Here is a 20,514-nt window from a genome sequence, read left to right as displayed (position 1 = left end):
CCGCCTCGGGCTGGCTGGCGAGGATCAGCCGGTACAGCGCTTCCAGCTGCGGCCGCACCTGCGCGGTGGGCAGGCCGTCGAGGCGGGTGACCCGGATCGACTCTTCCAGCGCCGGCAGCGGCATGTGCGGCAGGTGGCGCCGGGCCAGCGCCGCGCAGGCCGGCGGATCATCCTTGCACCAGCGCGAAGCCTCGGCATAGGCGGCGACGATGGCTTGCGCCAGCGCGGTGTCGGCGGCGCGCGGGGCGGCGGCCATGACCCCGGCCTGCGGCAGTTCCGGCTGCTGCGGGAAGCGCAGCGCCCACGCCGCTTCCAGGCTCTGTACCCGATACAGCGGCGCGCCACCCTCGTTGCGGTTGCGTTGCAGCAGCAACGAGGCGGTCGGCTCGGGCAGCACCGCGTGGTCGGCCTGCCCGGCGAGCATCAACGCGACCGCATCCAGCGCGTCGCGGGCCTGGCGCAGCTGCAGGTCGTGGCCCGGTTCCAGCCCCTGCGCGGCGTACAGCTCGTGCAGGGCGATGGCGCCCATGTCGCGCCGGAACGGGGTCAGCAGGGTGCGCCCGCGCAGGTCGCCGAAGTCGTGCAACTGCGGGTCGCGGCTGACCAGCCACAGCAGGCCCCAGACCGACACGTTGAGCAGGCGCACCGGCTCGCCGCGGTTGGCCATCAGCGCCGGCAGGTTGGCCGGGGTGGCGCTGTAGTCGATCTCGCCGCGGGCCAGCATCACCCGCAGCTGGTCGGCGCTCTGCCACAGCCGGAACTCGGCCGGCAGCACGCGCCCGTCCACCGCCACCCCGACCTCGGCCATGCGCATCAGCGGGAAGCTGACCACCGCGCCGGGGCCGGCCAGACGCAGGGGGTCATCGGTTGGTTCCGGCGCGCTGGCAGCGGCGGCCGGCGCCTGCGGAGCGCCGCAGGCGGCCAACAGCAGGGCCAGCAGCAGGACAAGGACCTTGGTGCCGGACCGGGATGCAGTGATTCGGCAAATAAGAAGTATTCTCATGCGGCCATGTTCGTGCCGACCGCCCCTGCCACCAATGACATAAATCAAGCCGCGCCCAATAGGCCGCCGGCGGTGGCCGATGCGCTGCGCGAACACCCGCTGTTCCGCGAACTGCGACCCGACACCGGGCAGCGCCTGCTGGAGGCGGCCGCGCCATTGCGGCTGGCGGCCGGGCAGTGGCTGTTCCGCGAGGGCGATGCGGCGCGGCACTGCCTGCTGGTGCTGGCCGGGCGGGTCGAGGTGCTGCGCATGGGCCAGGACGGCGAGGAGCGCGTCTACAGCCTGTACGGCCCCGGCCAGTTGGTGGCCGAGGCGGCCATGTTCATGCCGCACGGCCGCTATCCGATGGGGGCACGCGCGCAGGCGCCGCTGCTGGCGCTGCGCTTGCCGCGGCAGGCGCTGCGGCAGGCCTGCAATGCCGATCCGGGGCTGGCGCTGCGGATGCTGGAATGGCTGGGCGAACGGGTCTACCAGCGCACCAACGAGATCGATTGGCTCGCCGGCAGTTCGGCCGCGCAGCGGCTGGCCGCCTACCTGCTGTCGCTGCGCCGGCCCGGCGAGCCGCGCCGGGTGCGCCTGCCGCTGCAGGTCCGGCAGGTCGCCGCGCGCCTCGGCGTGCGCCCGGAAACGCTGAGCCGGCTGTTGTCCGACTGGCAGCGCGCCGGCCACCTGCGCGGGCAGCAGCGGGATTGGGAAATCCTCGACCCGGAGTACCTGGCCGACCTGGCCAGCGCGTCGCGCAGGAGCTTCTGAGCGGGGCCGCGTGGCGCCAGCCCCGGCTGTTTTCCCGTCAGTCCTCCAGCCCCGCTCGCCCCTCGGCCAGCGGCACCCGGCTGCCGTCGAGCAGGCCGCGGCTGAGCCTGCCGTCCTCGATGAACAGCAGTTCGCCGTTCTCGCCCTTCTTGATGCTGCTGTCGATGGCGACGACGCGGCCGCCGTGGAAGCTGCTCACGTGCGGCATCGAGGTATGGCCGACGACGATGCGCGCAAGCCCCAGCCGGTCCAGCACCTCCTGCACGCCGGCGCTGTCGAGGCGGCCGTCGAAATAGCCGCGGTACCAGATCGGGCTGGTCTTGCCGTCGTACAGCGGTGCGGTGGCCGGGTCGGCCTTGAGCTCGGCCCTGGGCCGGCCCAGCGAGGCCCGGTAGGCGGCGTTGGTGGCTTCCGGGGCCAGCGCCAGTTGCAGTGCTTCGGGCGCGATGCCGCCATGCAGGAACAGGGTGTCGCCGATGCGCAGCAGCACCGGGCGGGTGCGCAGCCATTGCCCGATCACCGAATCGGCACCGTACAACTGCGGGTAGCTGCGGCCCAGCAGCTGCGCGCTGCGCAGGTACTTGGGGTTGACGTAGCGCAGGTCGTCGTACAGCACCATCGTCTCATGGTTGCCGAGCACGAAATGCACCGCGCCGCCGGCCGCGGCCGCCTGCTGCTGCAGGCCGTACAGCAGCCAGAACGCCTCGGTGACCTGCGGGCCGCGGTCGAACACGTCGCCGGCCACCACCAGCGTGTCGCTACCCAGCGCCCAGCGGTCCGCGTCGTCGATGACGTGGTGCGCGCGCAGCAGCTTCACCAGCAGGCCGTACTGGCCGTGGATGTCGGATACGGCGACGATGCGCGCCGCCGCCGGCAGCACCGCGGCCGCGGCGGTGGCCGCGGCCGGCACCCGCACGGCGTGGGCATAGCCGCATTGCGGGGCCACCGTGGCGACGTCGCCGGCTTCCAGTTCGCGTTCGACCACCCGGTCGTCGCACACCCAGCGCGCGTGCAGCTGCGTGCCATCGCGGAACAGGTAGGGGCCATCGGCATCGACGTGCGCGGCCGGCTCGGCGACCTCGCGCGCATGCAGCGTGGCGGTGGCGCACGACAGGGCGAAGGGCAGCAGCGTGAGCAGCAGGGCAGGCAGGCGGCGCATGGGCGGGCTCGTGTGACCGAAGGCCTGCGATGGTAGCCAGCGCCCGCCGCCGTGTTGTGTGGCATGGGTCATGTCCGCGCATGGGTGACAGCCGCGGCGGGCACGGACATCATCGTGGCGCTGGTGCAGCGTGATGGAGTGGAAAGGATGAAGTCGCCGGGAGTGATGGTGGGGGCGGGGCGGTGATCAGCGCCGGGCCGTTTCCGTTGATGGCGCTGATCGCGGCGCTCGCCGCGCTGGTCGGCTGGGCATTCGCGCGCGCGCTGGTGCCCGCGGCCGGCGGCCTGCGCGGCCGTGCCGGCGCGGTGGTGCTGGATGCGCTGCTGCTGGGCGTGCTGGGCGCGCGCGTCGCGCATGTCGTGCTGCATGCGCCGGATTACCTTGCCGGGCCGCTGGCCATCATCCGCCTTGGCGACGGTGGCTACCTGCCGTGGGCCGGCGTGGCCGTCGCGCTTGCATACGCGCTGTGGGCGACGCGCCGGCAGCTGCCGCGCAAGCCGGTGCTGCTGGGCCTGTTCGCCAGCGGTGCGCTGTGGCTGGTGGCGGCGATGGCCGTGTTCGCGGTGCAGCGCTCGACCATCGCGCTGCCGCTGGACGTGGCGCTGGCCGACGTACACGGCAAGGCGGTGCCGTTGTCGGCGCATGCCGGCAAGCCGCTGGTGCTCAACCTGTGGGCCAGCTGGTGTGGCCCATGCCGGCGCGAGATGCCGGCCCTGGTGGAGGCGCAGCGCGCGCATCCGCAGATCGGCTTCGTGTTCGCCAACCAGGGCGAGGAGATGGCCGACGTCGCCGCTTATCTCGCTCAAACGCGGCTGGAAGCCGACAACGTGCTGCTGGATGCCGATTCGCTGCTGATGCAGCGCACCGGCGCCCGCGCGCTGCCGACCACGTTGTTCTTCGGCGGCGACGGCCGCCTGCGCGGCGTGCACATGGGCGAGCTGTCGCGCGCCGGCCTGCAGGCGCGGCTGCGCGAACTGGAGTGAGCCGGCGGCGGGCGATGTAATAGTCTCCGCGCCCGCCGCATGGCTAAGCTGGCCGCGTTCCACGGAGCCTGCCGATGAGCCACGACCACAACCACCTGCCCGCCGAGATCCGCCACGAGAAGCCGCTGTGGTGGGCACTGGCGCTGACCGCCTCCTATCTTGTGGTGGAAGTGGTGGGTGCGTTCTGGAGCAACAGCCTGGCGCTGCTGTCCGACGCCGCGCACATGGCCACCGACACCGTCGCGCTGGTGATCGCACTGACCGCGGTGCGGCTGGCGCGGCGCCCGCCCGATGCCCGCCGCAGCTATGGCTATGCGCGGCTGGAGGCGCTGGGCGCCTGCGTCAACGGCCTGCTGCTGTTCGCGGTGGGGCTGTACATCCTGTGGGAAGCGGCCGAGCGCTTCCGCGCGCCGCAGCCGGTCGTCGCCAGCGGCATGCTGTGGGTGGCCGGCTTCGGCCTGCTGGTGAACCTGATCGCGATGCGCCTGCTCAGCGCCGGCAGCGGCGAGAGCCTCAACGTCAAGGGCGCCTACCTGGAAGTGTGGAGCGACATGCTCGGCTCGCTGGCGGTGATCGTCGCCGCGCTGGTCATCCGCGTCACCGGCTGGACTTTGGTCGATCCCATCCTCGCGGTGCTGATCGGCCTGTGGGTGCTGCCGCGCACCTGGGTGCTGCTGCGCGAGGCGGTCAACGTGCTGCTCGAAGGCGTGCCCAAGGGCATCGTGCTGGCCGAGGTGGATGCGGCCATGCGCGGCCAGCCCGGGGTGGCCGACGTGCACGACCTGCATGTGTGGGCGCTGGCCTCGAACCGCCCGGCATTGACCGCGCACGTGGTGGCCGCCGCGGGCGAGGATGCCGACGCGCTGCGCCGGCAGCTGGCGGGGTTGCTGCACGAACGCTTCGCCATCGACCACGCCACCTTGCAGGTCGAGGGCGACCATTGCGGTGACGTCGGCCATTGCAGCGGGCATGACCATCACGGGCATCATCATCACGACCACGGCCATTGAACGACCGTTGGGGACGCAGGGCGTGCCCGCGCATCCATCGTGGATGCGGGGCTTGCCCCGCATGGAGCCTTCCTGATGAAGCCCCGTGCCGGGCAAGCCCGGCACCCACGGCGGCAGATGCAGGGTGTGCCCGCATCCACCCCGTCACTTCAATGCAGCGGCCGGCACCCCAGTGCCGCCAGCGGACCATGCAGGGCCGGGATCTGCATCAGCCACGGCGCGGCCAGCGTCAGCAGGCCGGTGAGCAGCACGAAGCAGGCCATCGCGATGCGCAGGCGCGGGCGCTGCAGCCAGCGGCCCATGTGCGCGCCGGACCACGACAGCGGCAGCATCACCGGCAGCGTCGCCAGGCCGAAGGCGGCCATCACCAGCGCGCCGTCGCGGGCGTTGGCCTGCAGCCACGCCACGCTCAGCAGGCTCAGGCTCAGGCCGCAGGGCATCCAGCCCCACAGCGCGCCCAGCGCCAGCCGCCGCCACGTGCGGTCGGCCGGCAGCAGGCGCCGGTGCAGCGGTTGCAGCCAGCGCCAGACCCGCTGCGACGGACCGGAGAGCATGTCCAGCCGCCCGCCCTTGTTGAGCAGGCGCAGCGCGACCAGCACCAGCGCCACGCCGGCGGCCATGCGCAGGCCGAGGGTCAACACATCGCTGCGGGCCAGCCGCAGGATGCCGCCGCCGAGCCCACCGGCGAGGGCGCCGGCCAGCACGTAGCTGCCGATGCGGCCAAGGTTGGCCTGCACCGCCACCGCCAGCGGTCGCCCAGGCGCCAATGCCGGGAAGCCGGTGGCGATGCCGCCGCACATGGCCGCGCAATGCAGGCCGCCGAGCAGGCCGGCGACGAAGGCGGCGGTCAGGGTGGGCAGGTCCAGCGGCATGGCGCTCAAGCGTCGTCGCGCGGGTCCGCGGGCGGATTGGCCGTGGCCGTGGCCGGCGGCGGCGCGGGATTGTCGTCGTCCTCGAGGATGTCCAGCGCCGGGGTGTCGAGGTCGTCGAACTGGCCGCGCCGGACCGCCCAGACGAAGGCGGCCACGGCGAAGCCCAGCAGCAACAGGCTCAGCGGGACCAGCAACAGCAGGATGCTCATCGTGCGGCCTCCGGCTGCGGTGAGGTGGGGGAAGCGGTGGCCGGCGCCATCCGTGCCAGGCGCAGGGCGTTGAGGGTGACCACCAGCGACGACGCGGCCATGCCCAGCGCGGCCAGCCACGGCGTGACCAGGCCGGCGGCGGCCAGCGGCAGCGCCAGCAGATTGTAGCCGGCGGCCCAGGCCAGGTTCTGGCGGATGATGCGGCCGGTGCCACGCGCCAGCCGCACCGCGGCCGGGATGCGCAGCAGGCTGCCGCCGGTGGTGACCAGGTCGGCGGCGCGGTGCGCCAGCGAGGCGCCGTCGCACATGGCGATGGATACGTCGGCGCCGGCCAGCACAGGGGCGTCGTTGAGGCCATCGCCGATCATCGCCACCACCCGGCCCTCGGCCTGCAGGCGCCGCACCAGCGCCAGCTTGTCCTCGGGGGACTGCCGCGCGTGCACGTCGTCCAGCGCCAGCGTGGCGGCCATGCGCCGCACCGCGGCCTCGCCGTCGCCGCTGGCGAGGTGCAGGCGCAGGCCCTGCGCGCGCAGCGCGGCAAGCGCGGCGTCGGCGTCGGCGCGGGCGCGTTCTTCAAGCAGGAAGCGGGCGCTGGCATGGTGGCCGTCGCCCAGCCACAGTGCGCCGTCGTCGTCGCGGCCGGCGGCGAAATCGGCGCGCCCCAGCCGCCACGCGCGGCCCTGCACGATGCCGTGGATGCCGTGGCCGGGCACCGCTTCGACCCGGGTGACCGCAAGGTTGCCGGCATCGACGTGGGCGAAGGCGGCGGCCAGCGGGTGGCCGCTGTCGCGCTCCAGCGCGGCGGCCACGGCCAGGGCTTCGTCGCGGGACAGGCTGGCTTCCAGCACCTGCACGTCGGCCAGCGCCGGGCGGCCGTCGCTGAGGGTGCCGGTCTTGTCGAACACCACGTCGGTGGCGCGCGCCAAGGTGTCCAGTGCGTCCGGGCGCAGCGCCAGCAGGCCGGTGCGGGCCAGCGCGCCATGCGCCGCGGCCAGCGCCGCCGGTACCGCCAGCGACAGCGCGCACGGGCAGCTGATGACCAGCAGGGCGAGGGTGACTTCCAGCGCGCGCGAGGCGTCGTGGTGCCACCACCAGGCGAATACCGCCAGCGCCACCGGCACCAGCGTCAGCACGAAGCGGCTGCCGATGCGGTCGGCCAGCCGCGCCAGCGCCGGGCGGTGCGCTTGCGCCTGTTCCACCAGCCGCACCAGCTGCGACAGCCGGGTGGCGGTGCCGGTGCAGGTCACCCGCAGCCGCGCCGGGCGTTCGCGGCAGGTGGTGCCGGCATAGACCGGCGCGCCGGCACGCTTGCGCACCGGCGCGGATTCGCCGGTCAGCAGGGCTTCCTCGAACCACGCTTCGTCGTCGTCGCCGCCCAGCAGCACGCCGTCGGCGGGCACCGCCTCGCCGGCGGCGACGCAGGCCACGTCGTCCACCGCCAGCGCCGCCAGCGGTACCGCCTCGCGCTGGCCGTCGGCGCGCTCGCGGGTGGCGAAGGCCGGGCGCGCCCGCGCCAGCGCATCGACCTGCGCGCTGGCGACGTTGCGCGCGCGCTGTTCGAGCATGCGCGCGATCAGCAGGAAGAACACGAACATCACCGCCGCGTCGTACCACACGTGCGGCCCGCCGCGGATGGTTTCCAACAGGCTGGCGAAATAGGCCAGCAGGGTGGAGCTGGCGATCAGCGTGTCCATCCCCAGCTGCCGCTGGCGCAGTTCGCGTGCGGCCCCGCTCAGGAACAGCCAGCCGGAATAGAACACCACCGGGGTGGACAGCAGGAAGGTCAGCCAGCGGAAGAAATCGCGGGTGGGCACCTGCATGGTGTTGTTGAAGTCCAGGTACAGCGCCTCGGCCATCATCATCGCCTGCAGCGTGCCCAGCCCGGCGACGCCGAGCCGCAGCAGCCAGCGGCGGCGCTCGTTGGCGCGCTGCCGTTCCAGTGCTTCGCTGCCGGCCAGGTAGGGGCGGTAGCCGAGCATCGCCAGCCGCTGCAGCGGCGCCGACAGCGCGGTGCGTGCCGGGTCCCAGGTGATATGGATGCGGCCGGTGACGGCGTTGGCGCCGCACTCGACCACGCCCGGCTCGCGCGCCAGCGCGCGGTTGATCAGCCAGGCGCAGGCGGCGCAGCGCATGCCGTCGGTGAGCAGGGTGATCTCGCGCCCGCCCTCGACCTCGCGGCTGTGTTCGGCCTGCACGTCGGCGCGGTCCCAGACCGCCAGGTCGGGCAGGTCGTCGCCGACGCGGCCGGCGCTGGCGCTGCGCAGCCGGTAATAGCTGCCGAGGTCGGAACCGGCGATCCACTCGGCGGCGGCGGCGCAGCCGTGGCAGCAGAACGCCTGCCGCCGGCCGTCCAGTTCCAGTGTGTGTGGCTGCGCCGGCAGCGGTTCCCCGCAGTGCTGGCACAGTCCTGCCGTATCCACCCCGGTGACGGCTGGCCGGGTTGCGTTGGCGGGCACGGCGCGGCTCAGTGCTCCTCGCCCAGCCACGGGGAAAGGCGGGTGGCGTGCTGCTGCTTGGGCAGGCGCCCCTTCAGCCGCCACTGGCCATCGGCCGGGCGCAGTTGCACCAGCCAGTCGTTGCCGTCCTCGACGGCCTGTTCGATGCGCCAGCCCGGGCCCTGCGGCACCAGTTCCAGGCTCAGGTCGCTGGCCTGCCGGGTCGGGTGTTCGAGGGTGAGCCGCAGCGCGGCGTCGCGCGGGAACTGGCCGGTGGCGGGTAGCACCTCGACGATGCCGTCCTCGACCCGCAGCACCGCGCTCAGGCCCAGCTCGCGGGCGTTGGCGTCCGGGCCGAGGTCGGCGGTCTGGATCTGCAGCACGCGGTCGACCGGGTCGGAGATGCTGTCGGCACCGCCGGAGCGTATGGCGATCACCAGCAACCACACGCTGGCCGCGACGGCCAGCAGCGGCAGGCCGATCACCAGCCACAGGGCGGGGATGCCCCACAAGGACTTCCTGGATTCGTTCATTGCACTGGCCCGAAGAAACTGTTCTCGATCACGCGCTTTTCCCTGCCGTCCTCGCTCTCCACCACGAAGTGCAGGACCCTGCGCCCCTGTACCTCCTCGGTCGCGGTCACGCTCACGACCACCGGCAGCACCTGCTCGGGGCCGGCTTCGATCGTGGCCGGGCCGTTCAGGCGCAGCCCGGCGTCGTCTGCGCCCAGGCTGAGGCGGTAGCGGCGCGGCTGGGTGTTCTTGTTGACCAGCTTGAGCGTGTAGTCGTTCTCGACCAGGCCATCGCCGGTCTGCCGGTACAGCGCGTTGCGGTCGCGCAGCACGTCCACGATCAGGGTGTCGCGGTGGGTCACGTTCCATACCCACGTGCCGACCAGGCCGAGCAGCAGCAGGCCGTAGATGAAGATGCGCGGGCGCAGCACCCGGGTCCTGCCGCCGTCCAGCGCATGCTGGGTGGTGTAGCGGATCAGCCCGTGCGGCATGCCGACCTTGTCCATCACCTCGTCGCAGGCATCGATGCAGGCGCCGCAGGCGATGCACTCGTATTGCAGGCCGTTGCGGATGTCGATGCCGACCGGGCACACCTGCACGCACATGGTGCAGTCGATGCAGTCGCCGAGCTCCTCCGGCTCGAACTTCGGCAGCGGCGCGGCCTCGCTGCCGGCATCGCCCAGCATCACCGTGCCGGCGGCCTGCAACCGTGCCTGCGCGGCGCTGGGGTGCCTGCTGGCGCGGAACACGTAGTCGTAGGCGCTGGCCAGGTCGAGCAGGCCGCGGGCGCGCTGCAGCACGCTGGGCAGGCCGCGCTTGCGCGGGCCGCGCGGTTCGCCGCGCATCGGGTCGTAGGCGATGATCAGGGTGTCGTTGTCGAACATCGCGCTCTGGAAGCGCGCGTACGGGCACATGTACTTGCAGACCTGCTCGCGCAGGATGCCGGCGTTGGCCCAGGTGGCCAGCGCGTAGAACAGCACCCAGAAGGTTTCCGCGCCGTTCCAGTCGAACGGCCACAGGCGCTGGCCGAGGCTGACGATCGGGGTGAAGAAGCCGACGAAGGTGAAGCCGGTCCACAGCGCGAAGAACAGCCACAGGAGGTGCTTGGAGCCCTTGCGCAGGACCTTCTCGCGGTTCCAGGGGCCGGCGTCCAGCTTCATCCGCTTGATGCGGTCGCCCTCGGTCCAGCGCTCCATCCACAGGAAGCATTCGGTCCACACCGTCTGCGGGCAGGCGTAGCCGCACCACAGGCGGCCGGCCAGCGCGGTGACGAAGAACAGGGTCAGCGCCAGCACGATCAGCAGCAGCGCCAGCAGGCTGAAGTCCTGCGGCCAGAAGATCAGCCCGAACACGTAGAACTTGCGCGCCGGCAGGTCGAACAGCACCGCCTGGCGGCCGTCCCACGACAGCCACGGGAACAGGTAGTACATGCCCAGCAGCCAGAACACCGCCAGCTTGCGCATGCGGTCGAAGCGGCCGCTCACGTCGCGCGGGTAGACCTTGCGCTCGCTGACGTAGAACGACTCGTCCTGGTCCTTCACGACCTCCAGCGGGATGCGTTTGCTCATGCTGGCAACTCCATGCAGGTGGCCGGACGACGGCGTGCCGGTGCGGAGGGCGGGCGAAGTGGAACGGAAATCATGGCCTCACATGGGTGCGCGTGAACGCCCCAGTATTCGGGTTCGGGCGGCGCGGGCGAAGTGACGGAATGTCGCAGCCTCGCGTCCGCGGCGGTTCATTTGTCCCGTGGCAGGGGACGGTTGAAGCGGCTGGCGGGGCGCAGCAGGATCCAGGTGAACAGGCTCGACGAAGCGGTGCACAGCCAGAACATCAGGAAACCCAGCGTGTAGCCGAATTCGCGGGTCATCTGCAGGTCGGGGAAGGTCTGGTCGCGCAGCACCAGCGGGTCGACGAAGGCGAAGAACACCATCGTCGCCACGCCGGCGGCGAAGAAGCTGGGCCAGGCGATGGCCCCCACGCGCTGGGCCAGGGGGCGTGGGGGATGGTCGAAGCGTGGCTCGCTGTAGTCGGTCACTGGGTACCTGTGCTGGCCTTGGACTCGCCCTGATTATGCGACAACGACCAGACGTATGCGGCAACCAGGCGGACGCGGGTTTCGCCGAGCAGCTCGCGGTGCGCCGGCATGCTGCCGTGGCGGCCCTCGGTGATGGTCCTGCGCAGGCTCTCGCGGCTGCTGCCGTACAGCCAGTAGTTGTCGGTCAGGTCGGGCGCGCCGATTTCCTGGTTGCCCTTGCCGTCGACGCCGTGGCAGGCCACGCAGACGCCTTCGTACAGCTTCTTGCCCTGCGCGGCCATGAAGTTGTTCTGCAGCGTTTCCGGCGCGCCGAGGGTGCGCACGTAGGCGATGGTGTAGTCCACCGCTTCCGGGCCGCCCATGCCGGTGAGCACGGTGCCCCACTCGGGCATGATCCCTTCGCGGCCGTCCATCACCGTTTCCAGCACGCGCTCGGGCGAGCCGCCCCAGTGCCAGATGTCGTCGGCCAGGTTCGGGTAGCCGATGGCGCCCTGGCCCGAGGAGCCGTGGCAGGTGGCGCAGGTATTGCCGAAGATCGAGCGGCCCAGCGCCAGCGCCTTGGGATCGCGGGCCAGCACGTCGATCGCCTGGCCTTCGTACGGCTTGAAGGTCTGCGCGAGCTTGGCGTCCTCGATCGCCTTTTCCTTCGCGTGCTCGCCCTGCGAGCTCCACTTGCCGAAGCCCTGGTAGGTGCCGAAGCCGCCGTACCAGAACAGGTAGCCGAAGCCGAACACGATGGCGATGTAGAAGCCGTTGATCCACCAGCGCGGCATCGGCTTGTTGTACTCGGTGATGTCACCGTCCCAGTAGTGGCTGGTGTCCTCCGGCCTGGGGTCGCCGGGGCGGCGCTTGGAGGTCCACCACAGCAGCCACACGCAGCCGAGCAGGTTGAACAGCACCAGTGCGATGACGTACCAGTTCCAAGGGGTGGTCATGCGTTTTCCCTCCGGTCGTTGCCGGTGATTTCCTCGCCGGCCGGCACCTCGTCATCCACGGCCAGGCGTGCGGTGGCGTCGAAACTCTTGCGCAGGCGCGGCTGCCAGGCCCAGATCCACAGGGCGACGAACAGCAGCAGCAGAAAGGTGGTGATGATTCCTGAAAGCATCGGTCATTCTCCCCGCGGTGCGTTCTTGCCCAGGCCCTGCAGGTAGGCCACCACCGCGTCCAGTTCGGTCTTGCCTTCCACCGCGGCCGGCGCCTCGGCGATCTCGGCGTCGGTGTAGGGGTCGCCGATCCGCTGGATGGCGCGCATGTGCGCCTGCACGGTGGCGCCGTCCAGCTTGTTCTTCTCCAGCCACGGGAAGGACGGCATGTTCGACTCGGGCACCACGTCGCGCGGGTTCAGCAGGTGCACGCGGTGCCAGGCGTCGGAGTAGCGGCCGCCGACGCGGGCCAGGTCCGGGCCGGTGCGCTTGGAGCCCCACTGGAACGGGCGGTCGTACACCGACTCGCCGGCCAGCGAGTAATGGCCGTAGCGCTCGGTCTCGAAGCGCAGCGTGCGCACCATCTGCGAATGGCAGCCGTAGCAACCCTCGCGGATGTAGACGTCGCGGCCGGCCAGCTCCAGCGCCGGGTAGGGCTTGACGCCGGGCAGCGGCTTGATGGCCTCGGCCTGGAACATCAGCGGGACGATCTCGGCCAGGCCGCCGAGCGAAACCGCCACGGCGACGAGGATGGCCAGCAGGCCGACGTTCTTTTCGACTTTCTCGTGTGCAATTCCCATGTTTCGTCCTCAGACCTCGGCATTGGCGGTGTCGGGAGCCATGACCGGCTGCTCGGCGAGGCCGCGCACCTGCTGCCGGGTCTTCCACATGTGCCAGCCCATCAGGCACATGCCGGCCAGGATCATCAGGCCGCCCAGCAGGCGCCCCAGGTAGTACGGGTAGGTGCTGACCAGGCTTTCCACGAAGGTGTAGGTCAGCGTGCCGTCGCTGTTGGTGGCGCGCCACATCAGGCCCTGGGTGATGCCGGCGATCCACATCGAGACGATGTAGAACACCACGCCGATGGTGTGCAGCCAGAAGTGCACGTCGATCAGCTTGGTCGAGTACATGCCCTGCAGGCCCAGCAGGCGCGGGTACAGCGAGTACAGCGAGCCGATCGAGATCATCGCCACCCAGCCCAGGGTGCCGGCGTGGACGTGGCCCACGGTCCAGTCGGTGTAGTGCGACAGCGAGTTGACCGTCTTGATCGACAGCATCGGGCCTTCGAAGGTGGCGATCATGTAGAAGCTGATGGCCACGATCAGGAACTTCAGGATCGGGTCGGTGCGCAGCTTGTGCCACACGCCGGAGAGCGTGAGGATGCCGTTCATCGCGCCGCCCCAGCTCGGGGCCAGCAGGATCACAGAGAACACCATGCCCACCGACTGCGCCCAGTCCGGCAGCGCGGTGTAGTGCAGGTGGTGCGGGCCGGCCCACATGTAGATGGAGATCAGCGCCCAGAAATGCACGATCGACAGCCGGTAGGAGTAGATCGGGCGCTGCGCCTGCTTGGGAACGAAGTAGTACATCATCGCCAGGTAGCCGACGGTCAGCAGGAACGCCACCGCGTTGTGCCCGTACCACCACTGCGCCATCGCATCGACCGCGCCGCTGTACAGCGAGTAGGACTTCCACAGCCCGGCCGGCATCACCATGTTGTTGACCACGTGCAGCAGGCCCACGCCGATGATGTAGGCGCCGTAGAACCAGTTGGCCACGTAGATGTGCTTGACCTTGCGCTTGGCGATGGTGCGGAAGAACAGCCAGCCGTAGGCCACCCAGACGATGGTGATCAGCACGTCCAGCGGCCATTCCAGCTCGGCGTATTCCTTGCTCTGGGTGATGCCCATCGGCAGGGTGATGACCGCGCCGACCATCGCCGCCTGCCAGCCCCAGAACACGAAGGCGGCCAGCTTGTCGGAGATCAGCCGCACGTGGCAGGTGCGCTGCACCACGTACAGGGAGGTGGCGAACAGGACCGAGCCGCCGAAGGCGAAGATCACGCCGTTGGTGTGCAGCGGCCGCAGCCGGCTGTAGGTGAGCCAGGGGATGTCGAAATTCAGTGCCGGCCAGTACAGCTGGGCGGCGCAGAGCACGCCCACGGCCATGCCGACGATGCCCCAGAACACGGTCGCGACCGCGAACTGGTGCACCACCTTGTCGTTGTAAGTTCCCTGCACGCTTTGCATGCGCTCCGATCCTCAGTCTGAACGGGGGAAGTGTCCCCCGGGTAAGGCAGTCCGGGCATTGATCCGGATCAATGCAAGTCCGGCCGGCTCGGGCTCCAAACGCATGCAGACCACCTTCCGGCGACGGAAAGTAGTCCGAATGTCATGGGTGCCCTCGCCGGACAGTATAGGCTGCGGCGGCCGCCCGCCGCCTTGCCGGAGCCGGCTGCAGGCGGTGGCCGTCGCGGTACCGCCGGGGCGTGGATCAGCGGGTGACGACCAGCTTGCCCTTCATCAGCGCGGAGTGGCCGGGGAAGCTGCAGAAGAAGCTGTAGTCGCCGCCGGCGGTGAGCTTGTTGCCGGGGAAGCTGACGCGGGTGGTGGCGCCGCCGCCGACCAGCGCGGTGTGGGCGATCACGCGGGCGTCGTCCTTGGCCACGTAGTCGTTGGCGGTGCCGGCCTTGACGCCGTCGCGGGCCACGGCGGCCAGGTCGGCGGTGGGGGTGATGACCACGTTGTGGCCCATCGCGGCCACCGGCAGCTTGCCGGTGTGCGCCAGCTCGACGGTGACGGTGGCGCAGCTGGCCGACACGGTGGCTTCGCGCAGGTCGAACTTCATGGCGTCGTCGCCCTTCAGCGAGATGGTGCAGTTGCCGGCGGCCTGGGCCATGCCGGCGGCGCCGAGCAGGGCGAGGGCGAGGAAGACGCGGGAAAGCTTCATTGCAGTGGTCCTTGGGACGGGTGGATGTTGCGGTTGCAGCAATGATCGTCGCAACGATCCCGGCGGACCTTGATTCAGGTCAAACTCGCGCGTGGTTGCGGCCGCAGGCCACGGACGGGGTACGGAAACGAGCGGGGCCACGCGATGGTGGCCCCGGAAGAGGAAGAATGCGGATGGCCGGTTCAGGCCACCGGCTCGCGCAGTACCGGTGCGTCCCAGCCCGGGCGCGGGGAGAAGCGGTCGCCGTGGCGGGCCTGCAGGGTGTGCAGCTTTTCCACCAGCGCGTCGGCGCCGGTGGCGCGGATGTGCTGGATCGGGCCGCCGCGGAACGGGGCGAAGCCGGTGCCGAAGATCACCCCGGCGTCGAGCAGGTCGGCGTCGGCCACCACGCCCTCGTGCAGGCAGGCCACCGCCTCGTTGAGCAGCGGCAGGACCAGCCGGTCCTCCAGGTCCGACGGCGCCTGGTAGTCCTTGGCCACCTCCGGCTTCACCGCGCGGCCGTTCTCCCACCTGTAGATGCCCTGGCCGTCCTTCTTGCCACGCTTGCCCGGCTCGACCGTGGCCAGCGCCGCCGGCACCTGCAGGCCGAGGAACGGGGCCAGTTCCTTGCTGACGCCGGCGGCCACGTCCAGGCCCACGGTGTCGATCAGTTCGATCGGCCCCATCGGCATGCCGAACTTCACCGCCGCCTTGTCGATCACCGCGCCGGGGATGCCCTCGGCATAGGCGGTGGCCGCTTCCAGCATGTACGGGAACAGCACGCGGTTGACCAGGAAGCCGGGGCTGCCGGCCACCGGCACCGGGAACTTGCCCAGCGCCTTGCAGAACGCGGCCAGCCGCTGTCCGGTTTCCGGGGCCATGCCGTCGTGGTGGATGATCTCCACCAGCGGCATCTGCGCTACCGGGTTGAAGTAGTGCAGGCCGGCGAACTGTGCCGGGCGGGCGATGTGCTCGCGCAGCTCGACCAGCGGGATCGAGGAAGTGTTGCTGGTCAGCAGCGCGTCGGCCTTCATCTTCGGCTCCAGCGACTGGTACAGCTCGCGCTTGGCCTCCGGGTTCTCGATGATCGCCTCGATCACCAGGTCGGCGCGGGCGACGCCGTCGCCGGCCAGGTCGGCCTTCAGCCGCGCCGCCACGTCCGGGCGCTTGGCCGGGTCCTTCACCTTTTTCTCGAACAGCGCCTGCGCGCGGGTCATGGCCGGATCGATGAAACGCTGCTCGCGGTCCTGCAGGGTCACATCGAACCCTTTGTAAGCCGCCCACGCGGCGATGTCACCGCCCATCACCCCGGCGCCGACCACGTGCACGTGCCTGATATTTGCGTCCTTGCCGCCCAGCGCCTTGAGCCGCTCGGTCAGGAAGAAGATGCGGATCAGGTTGCGCGCGGTCGCGCCGCCGGCCAGCTTGACCACCGCGCGGCGCTCGGCGTCCAGCCGCTTGTGGATATTGCCGCCGCCACTGCGCTCCCACGTCGAGATCAGCGCATACGGGGCCGGGTAGTGCTCCTTCTTCGCCTTGCGCGCGACCTGCTTGACCATCTGCGGGGCGAGGATCTGGCGCGCCAGCCAGGTGTTGGTCAGCCATGCGCCGGCGCGCTGCTTGAATGGCCGGGTGGTGCCGGACTGCGCCAGCGCCACCGCCGCGTCCAGCAGCACCGCCGGCGCGGCGACCTTGTCGACCAGGCCGATGCCGCGCGCGGCCGAGGCCGACAGCGTGCGCCCGGTCAGCATCATGTCCATCGCCGCCGGGGCACCGACCAGCCGCGGCAGGCGCGCGCTGCCACCCCAGCCGGGGAAGATGCCCAACTGGGTTTCCGGCAGGCCGATGCGGGTGGAGGCATCGTTGGAGGCGACGCGGTAGCGGCAGGCCAGCGCCAGCTCGGTGCCGCCGCCCAGGCAGTGGCCGTGGATCGCGGCGACGGTCGGGCAGGGCAGTTCGGCCAGCTTCTGGTAGACGCTCTGGCCGCGGCGGATGGCGTCGTTGACCGTGCCGCGGCGGTCGAATTCCTGGAATTCCTTGAGGTCGGCGCCGGCGATGAAACCGGCGGCCTTGGCCGAACGGATCACCACGCCCTTGGGCGGGTCGATCGCCAGCCGCTCGACGATGTCGCCCAGTTCCAGCAGCACGTCCTGCGACATCGCGTTGACCGGGCTGTCGTGGCGGTCCAGCGCGAGCACGACGATGCCGTCGTCGCGGATTTCGGCCTGCCAATGCGTGAAGCGGAGCCCATCGAAACCTGAAAGCATGGGACGTTCCATCCGGTTGTGTATGGAGAAGGTCGCTATGATCCTGAGGTTGTTTCCCCGGCGTCAAATCCCAATGCTTGGGAAGCGTAGGGTGTTCGTGCCGGCGGTCAGTGCCGACAGGCTAACCGAACGCAAGTTAAAAGCCGGTGCGGCGGCCCGTGGACGGGGCGCTGAACTTTTCCCGCGAACAGCGGTCATATCGCCCGACGTCGGTTGGGCTGACAGGAGTGCGGCCCCGCATGGCCGAGGTTGAAACACCACAGGAGCTGGATCTGGAGCTGGTCCGGCGCGTGCAGCGCGGCGAGAGCGCGGCGTTCGATGTCCTGGTGCGCAAGTACCAGCACCGCATCGTCGCGTTGATCGGGCGCTACATCGCCGACTGGAGTGAATGTCAGGACGTGGCCCAGGACACTTTCGTGCGCGCCTACCGCGCGATCGGGAATTTCCGTGGCGACGCCCAGTTCTATACCTGGTTGCATCGCATCGCAGTGAATACCGCAAAGAACCACCTGGCCGCGCACAACCGGCGCCCGCCCACCGACGACGTCGAGATCGGCGACGCCGAGCATTTCGACGGCGGTACCCGGCTGCGCGACACCGACACGCCCGAGCGCGAGCTGATGCGCCAGGAACTGGAACAGACCGTGATGAAGGCGGTCGACGCGCTTCCCGAGGAGCTGCGCTCGGCCATCACGCTGCGCGAGGTGGAAGGCATGAGTTACGAGGAAATCGCACAGAAGATGGGCTGCCCGATCGGCACCGTGCGTTCGCGGATATTCCGCGCCCGCGAGGCCATCGATACCCAACTGCGCCCCCTGCTGGATACCGCCAGCGCCACCCGTGAGCGGAGCCGCGCATGAGTACCTCCCACGACATCGACGGTTTCACCGAGGCCCCGGCCGACAAGTTCGAGCTCCACTACCGGCAGCAGCTGTCGGCGCTGGTGGACGGCGAGCTGGCGACTGACCAGGCGCGCTTCCTGCTGCGCCGGCTGGAACACGACGCCGAGCTGTCCGCCTGCCAGGAACGCTGGCAGGTGCTGGGCGACGTGCTGCGCGGGCATGCCTGCGCCCCGGCGCCGGCCGGTTTCGCGCAGGGCGTGCAGGCCGCCATCGCCGCCGACGCGGCACGGCATGGCCCGTTGCCGGCGCCGCAGCACGTGGCGCGGCGTGGCTGGAAGCGCTGGGGCGGCGGCGCCGCGCTGGCCGCTTCGGTGGCCGCGGTGGCCTTGTTCATGGCCCGCGAACAGTTGCCGGAAACCGCACCGGTCGCGCCGCAGACGGTGATCGCCACCACCGCGCAGTTGCCGGCACCGGCCGAGGCGCCCGGGATTGCCGATGCCGACGCCGGGCTCGCCGTCGCCGCGCCGGTGGTGGCCGCGGTGGCGGTACGCCGCGCCGATGCCAGGCGCGGCAGCGCCACCCGCACCCGGCAGATGGCGCGTGGCGCGGCGGCGCGGCTGGCCGAGCCGGAGCGCGCGGTCGCCGCGGCGCAGGCGCCGGAGGTTCCGCTGTTGCAGCAGAACCGGAACCCCTTCGCCAACGCCGCCGGCACCCTGCAGGCCCGCCCGTGGCCGCGCTCGCCGCTGTCGCCGGTGCTGTCGCAGGGCAGTCTCAACGCCAGCTTCCCGGCACAGGAGCGGGGTACGACGTTCTACCCGTTCGAACCGCGGCCGCAGATGCTGCAGGACCTGCCTGCCGGGCACGAGCCGCCACTGCCGCAGCACTGAACCTGCGGCCGCCGTTGCCGCGCCGGATTTTCCCGATTCCGCTGCCGGGCGATGGGCGCCCGGCGGCAGGTGATGCCCTTGATTCCCGAACCGGAGGCTCGAAACCGATGACCCACCGTATCCACACGCGGCTGTTTGGCCTGCTGGCGATGACCCTGCCGCTGGCCGCCTGCGCCCAGAGCGAGGCCCCGGCCGCGCCGACCGAACAGGCGATCGCCCCGCGCTCCGCCGCCCCTGCGCCGCAGCTGGTCAGCGGCCTGCCGGACTTCACCCAGCTGGTCGACCAGGTCGGGCCGGGCGTGGTGAACGTCGAGACCGTCATCGGCGCGCGCCGCAATCCGCGCATGGCCGGCGCCGGGCGGCCGGACATGGACCAGTTGCCCGAGTTCTTCCGGCGCTTCTTCGGCCCGGATTTCCAGATGCCCGACGACGCGCCGGACAACACCCCGCGCGGCCGCGGCATGGGCTCGGGCTTCATCATCTCCGCCGACGGCTACGTGCTGACCAACCACCACGTCATCGACGGCGCCGAGACGGTCAAGGTCAAGCTCAGCGACCGCCGCGAGTTCGACGCCAAGGTGGTCGGCAGCGACGCGCAGTACGACGTGGCGCTGCTGAAGATCGACGCCAAGGGCCTGCCGACCGTGCGCGTGGGCGACTCCAACACGCTCAAGCCGGGGCAGTGGGTGGTGGCGATCGGCTCGCCGTTCGGGCTGGACCACTCGGTCACCGCCGGCATCGTCAGCGCCACCGGGCGCAGCAACCCGTATGCCGAGCAGCGCTACGTGCCGTTCATCCAGACCGACGTGGCGATCAACCAGGGCAACTCCGGCGGCCCGCTGCTCAACACCCGCGGCGAGGTGGTCGGCATCAACTCGCAGATCTTCTCCGCCTCCGGCGGCTACATGGGCATCAGCTTCGCGATCCCGATCGACCTGGCGATGAACGCGGTGGAGCAGATCAAGAAGAGCGGCAAGGTCAGCCGCGGCCAGCTGGGCGTGGTGGTGCAGCCGATCGACGCGCTCAAGGCGCAGGCGCTGGGCATGCCGGACAGCCGCGGTGCGCTGGTCAACCAGATGGTCGAGGATTCGGCCGCGGCCAAGGCGGGTGTGCAACTGGGCGACGTGATCCGTTCGGTCAACGGCACCGAGGTTGGCGCTTCCAGCGACCTGCCGCCGCTGATCGGCGCCATGCCGCCGGGCAGCAAGGTCCGGCTGGGCATCCTGCGCGACGGCAAGCAGCGCGAGATCACCGTCACCCTGACCGAACTGGCCGAGGACGCGGCCCGTGCCGCCAACGCGCCGGCCGGCGCCGGCGAGGATGCGCCGCAGGCCGGCGCCAATGCCCTGCTGGGGCTGGAGGTGGCCGACCTGACCGCCGCCGAGCGCAAGCAACTGGGGCTGGAGGCCGGCGAGGGCGTGCGCATCACCCGGGTCAACAGCCAGGCCGCGCGCGAGGCACGGCTGGCGCCGGGCATGGTGGTGCTGCAGGTCGGGCGCACGGCGGTGGGCAGCGTGGCCGCGCTCAACCGCGAACTGGCCGGCTACAAGAAGGGCGACGTGGTGATGCTGCTGGTGCGCAGCGGCGGCAACAGCGCCTTCATCGCGGTCCGTGCCGGCGGCTGAGCTGGCATCTCAAGCCCCTCTCCCATCGGGGTGAGAGGGGCAGTTTGCGAGCCACTGGTTCGCTGCCCCAC

20 protein-coding genes are annotated in these 20,514 nt (G+C 70.9%); 6 read left to right on the top strand and 14 right to left on the bottom strand.

Annotated features, from left to right (window positions below; translation table 11 throughout):
• The coding region (locus tag ABB34_RS06745) for an ABC transporter substrate-binding protein (RefSeq protein WP_211258180.1) at nt 1-1,003 on the bottom strand (1,003 nt) is incomplete at its 3' end.
• Nucleotides 1,004-1,009: 6 nt separating this feature from the next.
• On the opposite strand from ABB34_RS06745, the gene ABB34_RS06740 reads away from it, so the two are divergent.
• A complete protein-coding gene (locus ABB34_RS06740; RefSeq protein ID WP_083490096.1) occupies nt 1,010-1,756 on the top strand; it encodes a Crp/Fnr family transcriptional regulator in 747 nt (248 codons plus the stop codon).
• A gap of 37 nt (nt 1,757-1,793) precedes the next feature.
• On the opposite strand, the gene ABB34_RS06735 is transcribed toward ABB34_RS06740, so the two are convergent.
• Nucleotides 1,794-2,915 carry a metallophosphoesterase gene (locus ABB34_RS06735; protein ID WP_057640486.1) on the bottom strand — a complete coding sequence of 374 codons (1,122 nt, stop codon included), beginning with the start codon at nt 2,913-2,915 and terminating at the stop codon, nt 1,794-1,796.
• A 209-nt stretch (nt 2,916-3,124) separates the two neighbouring features.
• Here ABB34_RS06735 and ABB34_RS06730 point away from each other — a divergent pair, with 209 nt between their 5' ends.
• Nucleotides 3,125-3,898: a TlpA disulfide reductase family protein gene (locus tag ABB34_RS06730; RefSeq protein ID WP_057640485.1), complete on the top strand. Its 774-nt coding sequence runs from the start codon at nt 3,125-3,127 to the stop codon at nt 3,896-3,898.
• A gap of 74 nt (nt 3,899-3,972) precedes the next feature.
• Nucleotides 3,973-4,908, top strand: coding sequence for a cation diffusion facilitator family transporter (locus tag ABB34_RS06725; RefSeq protein WP_057640484.1), 936 nt, complete (start codon nt 3,973-3,975; stop codon nt 4,906-4,908).
• Between the two features lie 149 nt (nt 4,909-5,057).
• Here the strand turns inward: ABB34_RS06725 and ABB34_RS06720 are convergent, their stop codons facing one another.
• The 12 genes from ABB34_RS06720 to ABB34_RS06670 all read right to left on the bottom strand — a co-directional run bounded on the left by ABB34_RS06720 (nt 5,058) and on the right by ABB34_RS06670 (nt 17,089).
• Nucleotides 5,058-5,780: a sulfite exporter TauE/SafE family protein gene (locus ABB34_RS06720; RefSeq protein WP_057640483.1), complete on the bottom strand. Its 723-nt coding sequence runs from the start codon at nt 5,778-5,780 to the stop codon at nt 5,058-5,060.
• A 5-nt stretch (nt 5,781-5,785) separates the two neighbouring features.
• Nucleotides 5,786-5,989 (bottom strand): cbb3-type cytochrome oxidase assembly protein CcoS, encoded by a 204-nt coding sequence (gene ccoS, locus ABB34_RS06715; protein ID WP_057640482.1) that lies wholly within the window; start codon nt 5,987-5,989, stop codon nt 5,786-5,788.
• Entirely contained in the window at nt 5,986-8,445 is a 2,460-nt protein-coding gene (locus tag ABB34_RS06710) for a heavy metal translocating P-type ATPase (RefSeq protein ID WP_245625414.1), read from the bottom strand. The genes ccoS and ABB34_RS06710 overlap by 4 nt, the downstream gene beginning before the upstream one ends.
• 8 nt (nt 8,446-8,453) lie before the next feature.
• Nucleotides 8,454-8,957 (bottom strand): FixH family protein, encoded by a 504-nt coding sequence (locus tag ABB34_RS06705; protein ID WP_057640481.1) that lies wholly within the window; start codon nt 8,955-8,957, stop codon nt 8,454-8,456.
• Nucleotides 8,954-10,504: a 4Fe-4S dicluster domain-containing protein gene (locus ABB34_RS06700; protein ID WP_057640480.1), complete on the bottom strand. Its 1,551-nt coding sequence runs from the start codon at nt 10,502-10,504 to the stop codon at nt 8,954-8,956. The genes ABB34_RS06705 and ABB34_RS06700 overlap by 4 nt, the downstream gene beginning before the upstream one ends.
• Before the next feature lie 167 nt (nt 10,505-10,671).
• Nucleotides 10,672-10,971: a hypothetical protein gene (locus tag ABB34_RS06695; RefSeq protein WP_057640479.1), complete on the bottom strand. Its 300-nt coding sequence runs from the start codon at nt 10,969-10,971 to the stop codon at nt 10,672-10,674.
• Nucleotides 10,968-11,906: a cytochrome-c oxidase, cbb3-type subunit III gene (gene ccoP / locus ABB34_RS06690; protein WP_057640478.1), complete on the bottom strand. Its 939-nt coding sequence runs from the start codon at nt 11,904-11,906 to the stop codon at nt 10,968-10,970. Before ccoP ends, ABB34_RS06695 begins: the two co-directional genes overlap by 4 nt.
• A complete protein-coding gene (locus ABB34_RS14825; protein WP_083490094.1) occupies nt 11,903-12,076 on the bottom strand; it encodes a cbb3-type cytochrome oxidase subunit 3 in 174 nt (57 codons plus the stop codon). The genes ccoP and ABB34_RS14825 overlap by 4 nt, the downstream gene beginning before the upstream one ends.
• 3 nt (nt 12,077-12,079) lie before the next feature.
• Entirely contained in the window at nt 12,080-12,694 is a 615-nt protein-coding gene (gene ccoO / locus ABB34_RS06685) for a cytochrome-c oxidase, cbb3-type subunit II (protein WP_057640477.1), read from the bottom strand.
• Nucleotides 12,695-12,703: 9 nt separating this feature from the next.
• On the bottom strand, nt 12,704-14,143 hold the full coding sequence (ccoN, locus tag ABB34_RS06680; protein WP_057640476.1) for a cytochrome-c oxidase, cbb3-type subunit I: 1,440 nt from the start codon (nt 14,141-14,143) through the stop codon (nt 12,704-12,706).
• A 244-nt stretch (nt 14,144-14,387) separates the two neighbouring features.
• Nucleotides 14,388-14,843 (bottom strand): azurin, encoded by a 456-nt coding sequence (azu, locus tag ABB34_RS06675; RefSeq protein ID WP_057640475.1) that lies wholly within the window; start codon nt 14,841-14,843, stop codon nt 14,388-14,390.
• 182 nt (nt 14,844-15,025) lie between these two features.
• Entirely contained in the window at nt 15,026-17,089 is a 2,064-nt protein-coding gene (locus ABB34_RS06670; protein ID WP_057640474.1) for a 3-hydroxyacyl-CoA dehydrogenase NAD-binding domain-containing protein, read from the bottom strand.
• 239 nt (nt 17,090-17,328) lie between these two features.
• On the opposite strand from ABB34_RS06670, the gene rpoE reads away from it, so the two are divergent.
• The 3 genes from rpoE (at nt 17,329) to ABB34_RS06655 (ending at nt 20,443) form a co-directional block, all read left to right on the top strand.
• A complete protein-coding gene (rpoE, locus tag ABB34_RS06665) occupies nt 17,329-17,949 on the top strand; it encodes an RNA polymerase sigma factor RpoE (protein ID WP_057640473.1) in 621 nt (206 codons plus the stop codon).
• The gene (locus ABB34_RS06660) at nt 17,946-18,818 is read left to right on the top strand and encodes a sigma-E factor negative regulatory protein (RefSeq protein WP_057640472.1); all 873 of its coding nucleotides are present in this window, start codon (nt 17,946-17,948) and stop codon (nt 18,816-18,818) included. The genes rpoE and ABB34_RS06660 overlap by 4 nt, the downstream gene beginning before the upstream one ends.
• 107 nt (nt 18,819-18,925) lie before the next feature.
• Nucleotides 18,926-20,443, top strand: a complete 1,518-nt coding sequence (locus tag ABB34_RS06655; protein WP_057640471.1) for a DegQ family serine endoprotease — start codon at nt 18,926-18,928, stop codon at nt 20,441-20,443.
• Nucleotides 20,444-20,514 lie beyond the last annotated feature (71 nt).

It is taken from the genome of Stenotrophomonas daejeonensis (assembly GCF_001431505.1).
GTDB lineage: Bacteria > Pseudomonadota > Gammaproteobacteria > Xanthomonadales > Xanthomonadaceae > Stenotrophomonas > Stenotrophomonas daejeonensis.
Note: the sequence above shows the minus strand (reverse complement) of the source record. Positions and strands in the feature narration are given on the sequence as shown.